Raw genomic sequence first — 5,670 nt, forward strand, 5'->3', positions numbered from 1 at the left:
TCTGCGGCAATCCGGCAACGTCGCCCAGCGTGAAGATCGCGGCGCCGGCCAGGGCGGCCGTGACGTAGATCTCGGGCCTCAGCAGCACCGATGGCTCGCCGGCCAGCAGATCGCGCAATATGCCGCCGAAGGTTGCCGTCAGCATGCCAGTGATGATCGAGACCACCGGCGAACCGGTGACGGCTAGACCCCTTGCCGCACCCATCACCGAAAAGGCGGCCAGCCCGATGGCATCGAGCCACAGCAGCAGCTTGTAGCGGGATTCGACCCGGTGCGCGGTGAAGAACACCAGAACCGCCACGACAGCGCAGATCAGCACATAGTCGCGGTTTCCCACCCAGAAGACCGGCACATTGAGGATGAGGTCGCGAAACGTGCCGCCGCCAATGCCGGTGACGCTGGCCAGGAACAGGAAACCGATGATGTCGAGCTGTTTACGCGACGCAGCCAACGCCCCGGTCGCCGCAAAAACGGCGACACCGGCATAGTCGAGAAGGGCGATCGGATGCATGGGAGGCCAAGGCAGTAAGGGAATAGGGCAGTAAGCCAGTATGTTTAGCACGAAGCCGCACCCTTGGTGCTACTCCCCTACTCCCGTACTGCCCTACTCCCTTATTCCCCTAATCAAGCATCCTTCTCGGCCTCGTCATTGACCGGCCCTGGCTCGACCGGCGTCTCGGCGGCAATCTTCGGGCCGCCCTTGGCGACGCCGACCATGGCCGGGCGCAGCACGCGCTCGCCGATCGAATAGCCCGGCTGCACGACCTGGACCACCGTGTTGGCCGGGACATCGGGATTCGGCACTTCGAACATTGCCTGGTGGAAATTGGGATCGAACTTCTCGCCTTCCGGTGTGAGTTTCTTGACCCCGTGCCGTTCCAGCGCCGACAGCATGGCGCGCTCGGTCAGGTCGACGCCTTCGATCAGCGCCTTGAAGCCGGCGTCTTCAGATGCCTTGGCCTCGGCTGGAATGGCGTCCAGCGCCCGGCGCAGATTGTCCGACACCGACAGCATGTCGCGGGCGAAATTCGCCACCGCATAGGTGCGGGCGTCGTGCACGTCACGCGCGGTGCGGCGGCGCAGGTTCTCCATCTCGGCCGCGACGCGCAGCGCGCGGTCCTTCAGCTCTTCATTTTCCTTCAGCAGTCGCACGAGCGCTTCATAGTCGCCGTCGATGCTGCCTTCCGTGCGCTCGGCATTGGCCTCGGTCGCCTCGACTTCACTGGGCGCGCGTTCGTCTTTTGCCTGGTCGCTCATCGCCGTTTCCCGTTATCTCGAATGGTGTGGATTTTGTGCCCGATATCGAGGTTTGGCGGCCAAAAATCAAGGGGTAAGCCACCGGGAGGACCTTCGGAGGACCGATACGGTGACCAATGGCACTCCTTCGATTTTAATTCAAATTTTACCGTACTTGCCGGCTTGGCTTGCCACAGAAGCGTGATGTGGGAACCATTCCCTTGCTGGAGGAGTTTCGGAACCGACAAAGGATTTTGAAATGATGACCCGCGACAAGGCTGAAAAGGGAGAAAAGCTGGCCACCGAAGTCAGGCGCCAGTTCGGTGCCGAGGCGATGACGCGCTTTCTGCGCACTCTGCCGGCCTTTCGGCCCGAAACCGACATCCCCAACCGCTTCAAAGAGTTGCTCGACCATCTCGATCGGCTGGAGAGCAACAGCCTTGGCAGCGGTCGGCAATAAGAGCAGTGCCCGGCCGGCCCATCCCGGCCTCTCAGGTCTCTGGAGAATCGGCCCGGGATCGCCTTTCGCGCGACAATTACGCACAGTAATTTTGCGTGATGGTTGCCTTGCGGTGGCCACAAGCCCCGCCTATGCTTCCTGATGAACATGATTTCCCCCGATGCGGCCGCCAACAGCAGGCGTGCCTGGCTAAAGATTCTGGCGCGCTACAAGAAGCCGGATCGGCGACGCAGCGCCATCGAACTCGCCATCACCCTCATTCCGTTCGCCACGCTCTGGGCGCTCTCTTCGGCGGCCTATGCCTACGGCCATTGGTGGGGKCTGATCCTGATCCTGCCGGCGGCTGGGTTCCTGGTGCGGATATTCATGATCCAGCACGATTGCGGCCATGGCTCCTTCTTCGCCAATCGTTACGCCGACGACTGGATCGGCCGCGCSCTCGGCGTSTTGACGCTGACRCCYTAYGATTGCTGGCGSCGCGCCCACGCSACSCAYCAYGCCASCGCCGGCAATCTYGACGAGCGCGGCATGGGCGACATCAGGACGCTGACCGTTGCCGAATACCGGCAATTGTCCTGGCGCGGCCGCCTTGCCTATCGGCTCTACCGCCATCCGCTGGTGATGTTCGGGCTGGGGCCGATCTGGCTGTTCATCTTCGAGCAAAGGCTGCCCATCGGCATGATGCGCGGCGGCCTGACGCCATGGGTGTCATCCATGACCACCAATCTCGCCATCGCGGTTGCGGCGGCCATTCTGATCTGGGCCGTCGGCCCTGGCGCCTTCCTGGTCGTTCATCTGCCGATCGTCATTCTCGCCGGTTCGGCCGGCATCTGGCTGTTCTACGTCCAGCACCAGTTCGAGGAGACGGAATGGGCAAAGGATGACGACTGGGAATTCCAGCATGCCGCCCTGCATGGCTCGTCATATTACGATCTGCCGCCGGTGCTGAACTGGTTCACCGGCAACATCGGCGTCCATCACGTCCATCACCTCTCGGCCAAGGTGCCGGGCTACCGGCTGCAGGAAGTGCTGCGGGATTATCCGGAGCTGCGCGGCATCGGCCGCGTCACGCTGCTCGACAGCCTGCGCTGCGTCAAACTGGCCTTGTGGGACGAAAACCGCCGCAAGCTGGTGTCGTTCCGTGAGGCACGAGCCTCGGCCTAAGCAATTCCAGGAAAAGTGTTAAACGGTTTTCCGTCCGGAATTGCGTCAAAAGTAGAACGACGACCGCCGCGCCACGGCGCGGCGGCTTCCCAACGTCCCGTTCAGGCTGCCTGGCGCTCGTCGCGCATCAGAATCTCGCCATGGCGGATTTCAGTGCCCAGCACCTTCAGGCATTCGCGGATAAAGTTGGACAAGCCCGGCCAGCCCTTGGCTGAAACCAGGTTGCCGTCGACATGGGCACCGGTCGGTGCGACATCGATATAGATGCCGCCKGCCAGCGTCACTTCCGGCTCGCAATATTGCAGYGCCGCSACTTCCCKGCCSCGCACCACGCCGTCGACCGCGRTCAGRATCTGCACGCCGTGGCAGATGGTGAAAATCGGCTTGCCGGCCTCGTGGAAATGCCGCACCAGCGCCTGCACCCGCTTGTCGATACGGATGTATTCGGGGCCGCGCCCGCCCGCCGCGTAGACGGCGTCGTATTGGGCCGGGTCCACCTCGGAAAATGTCTTGTTGAGGATGTAGTCGTGGCCGAGCTTTTCCGTGTAGGTCTGGTGCCCTTCGAAGTCGTGCAGCGAGGTCTTCAGAATATCGCCTGCCTTCTTGTCCGGACAGACGACATGCACAGTGTGGCCGACGGCATGCATGGCCTGTTCAAAGACGAAAATTTCATACTCCTCGCTGAACTCGCCAACGAGCATCAATATTTTCTTGCCAGCCATTCCCGGTTCCTCCCTTGTGGCCATTTATTTCGAGGTGCGAAATAATGGACCTATCCTAAGGGCAGGCCAGCGAAAGGGAAAGTGTAAATCGCACAATTGGTACGACCAGTTTTCCTCATTCCAGACCAAAGACGCAACAAGGCGCTCCACGGCGAACGAAAATAGCATTGCTGGTTCGACCAGACTTGCAGTCAGGCGGCCGCTTTGATCATGTCCGCCGCCTTTTCGGCAATCATGATAGTCGGTGCGTTGGTGTTGCCGCCGATCAGCGTCGGCATCACCGAGGCGTCGACGACCCGCAAGGCTTCAATCCCGTGAACCCGCAATTGCGGATCGACCACCGCCGTCTCGTCGACACCCATGCGGCACGAGCCGACAGGGTGATAGACGGTGTCGGCTCGGGCGCGGATATGAGCCATCAGTTCGGCATCGCCTGCCAAGCCGGCGATATGCATCTCCTTGTGCCGGTAACGCTCCAGCGCCGGTGAACCCAGCACCTGCCGGGTGAGCTTCACGCCCTTCAGCAGCAGCTCGGCATCGCGTTCGTCATCGAGAAAGCGCGGATCGATGCGCGGCGCGGCCAGCGGATCGGCGCTGACCAGGCCGACTTCGCCGCGCGACTGCGGACGCAAGATGCAGACGTGGCAGGAGAAACCGAAGCCGTAGTGCAGCGTGCGCGCATGGTTCTCGACCAGGCCGATGATGAACTGCAATTGCAGGTCAGGACGATCGAGTGCCGGATCGGATTTGACGAACGCGCCGCTTTCGGCCGCCGGCGAGGCGATCAGTCCGGTTCCATCCCGCCGCCACTGCAGGATATGCCCCAGGAAACCCAGCGCCCCGCGTGGGCTCATGCCAAGCATGTCGGTATCCCTGGATCTCCAGCCGACGATGAAATCGAGGTGGTCCTGCAAATTCTTGCCGACACCCGGCAATTCGTGGGCGACGGGGATGCCGTGCATGGCGAGTTCGGCGGCAGGGCCGATACCGGACAGCAGCAAGAGTTGCGGCGAGCCGAAGGCGCCGCCGCAGAGGATCACCTCGCGCGACGCCTGTGCCACTGCCTCGCCCTGACGGGTGCGGTAGCGGATGCCGGTGGCGCGCTTGCCGTCAAGGACGACACCTGTGGCGTGCGCCCGCGTGATGACAGTCAGGTTGGTCCGCTGCATCACCGGATGGATATAGGCGGCGGCCGACGAACAGCGCTCGCCATTGCGCGCGCCGCCGGCAAATTGCGTGACCTGGAAATAGCCGGCGCCCTCTTGCTCCGGCCCGTTGAAGTCGTCCGTCATGCGGATCTGGTTTTCCGCGCAAGCCTCGATGAAGGCCTTGGCGATCGGCCGGGGCGAACGCTGGTTCGAGACTTTCAGCGGACCGTCGCCACCATGCAGGGCGTCTGTGCCGCGCTCATTGCTTTCGGCGCGCCGGAAATAGGGCAGCACCTCGTCCCATGACCAGCCGTCACAGCCGAGATCGGCCCATTCGTCATAGTCGCCGCGGTGGCCCCTTACATAAAGCATGGCGTTGATGGCGCTGGAGCCACCCAGCGCCTTGCCGCGCGGCTGATAGCCCTTGCGGCCGCCAAGACCTTGCTGCGGCACCGTCTCGAAAGCCCAATTGTTGATCTTCGGCCGGCCGGAAAGCATGCCGATGATGCCGGCCGGAGCGCGGATCAGCATGTCCCTGCCTTCACCGCCGGCTTCGATCAGGCAGACGGTGACGGATGGATCTTCGGAGAGCCGTGAAGCAAGCGCACAGCCAGCGGACCCACCGCCGGCTATGACATAGTCGTAGCGCATGAAGACCCTCCCCGATCATCCGACGGATATTTCCGTCCGGACAGCTCAGAGAAGGCCTGATCGCAAGCGATGTAAAGACGCGCGCAATTACCGCAACGTCAGCTGTTGCGAACGCGCCGCCAGGAATATTTCGGACCGTTCGGCTCCGTCACGGCGGTCGGCTGATAGTAGAGCCCCAACCCACCGGTGCGGCCCTCTTCCAGGCGCTTCAACAGCACCGGGTTGGAAATCTCGAACTCGTCGAAGCCCAGCCGCAGCATATGCGGCAACGGATCGACCAGCACCTGGC

Annotated in this window: 6 protein-coding genes and 1 pseudogene; 2 read left to right on the forward strand and 5 right to left on the reverse strand. The window is 62.5% G+C overall.

Translation table 11 applies throughout. The annotated features are described in order from the left end of the window. Positions 1-511, reverse strand: a 511-nt coding sequence (locus tag AC1DX0_RS29945) for a trimeric intracellular cation channel family protein (RefSeq protein ID WP_477358053.1), incomplete at its 3' end; no start/stop codon positions are given. A gap of 113 nt (positions 512-624) precedes the next feature. Beyond that, positions 625-1,257 carry a nucleotide exchange factor GrpE gene (gene grpE / locus AC1DX0_RS29950; protein ID WP_477220166.1) on the reverse strand — a complete coding sequence of 211 codons (633 nt, stop codon included), beginning with the start codon at positions 1,255-1,257 and terminating at the stop codon, positions 625-627. Positions 1,258-1,495: 238 nt separating this feature from the next. On the opposite strand from grpE, the gene AC1DX0_RS29955 reads away from it, so the two are divergent. Next, positions 1,496-1,696: a hypothetical protein gene (locus AC1DX0_RS29955; protein WP_477220167.1), complete on the forward strand. Its 201-nt coding sequence runs from the start codon at positions 1,496-1,498 to the stop codon at positions 1,694-1,696. Positions 1,697-1,837: 141 nt separating this feature from the next. Continuing rightward, complete coding sequence (locus AC1DX0_RS29960; protein ID WP_477358056.1) at positions 1,838-2,860, forward strand: fatty acid desaturase; 1,023 nt, start codon at positions 1,838-1,840, stop codon at positions 2,858-2,860. A gap of 101 nt (positions 2,861-2,961) precedes the next feature. Here the strand turns inward: AC1DX0_RS29960 and AC1DX0_RS29965 are convergent, their stop codons facing one another. The 3 genes and pseudogenes from AC1DX0_RS29965 to AC1DX0_RS29975 form a co-directional block, all read right to left on the reverse strand. Next, positions 2,962-3,582 carry a DJ-1/PfpI family protein gene (locus AC1DX0_RS29965; RefSeq protein ID WP_477358059.1) on the reverse strand — a complete coding sequence of 207 codons (621 nt, stop codon included), beginning with the start codon at positions 3,580-3,582 and terminating at the stop codon, positions 2,962-2,964. A 191-nt stretch (positions 3,583-3,773) separates the two neighbouring features. After that, positions 3,774-5,381, reverse strand: coding sequence for a GMC family oxidoreductase (locus AC1DX0_RS29970; RefSeq protein ID WP_477220170.1), 1,608 nt, complete (start codon positions 5,379-5,381; stop codon positions 3,774-3,776). Positions 5,382-5,479: 98 nt separating this feature from the next. Continuing rightward, a pseudogene (locus AC1DX0_RS29975) lies at positions 5,480-5,670 on the reverse strand (DUF934 domain-containing protein); the annotation flags it as partial.

This window comes from Mesorhizobium sp. P3_A9, assembly GCF_056402975.1.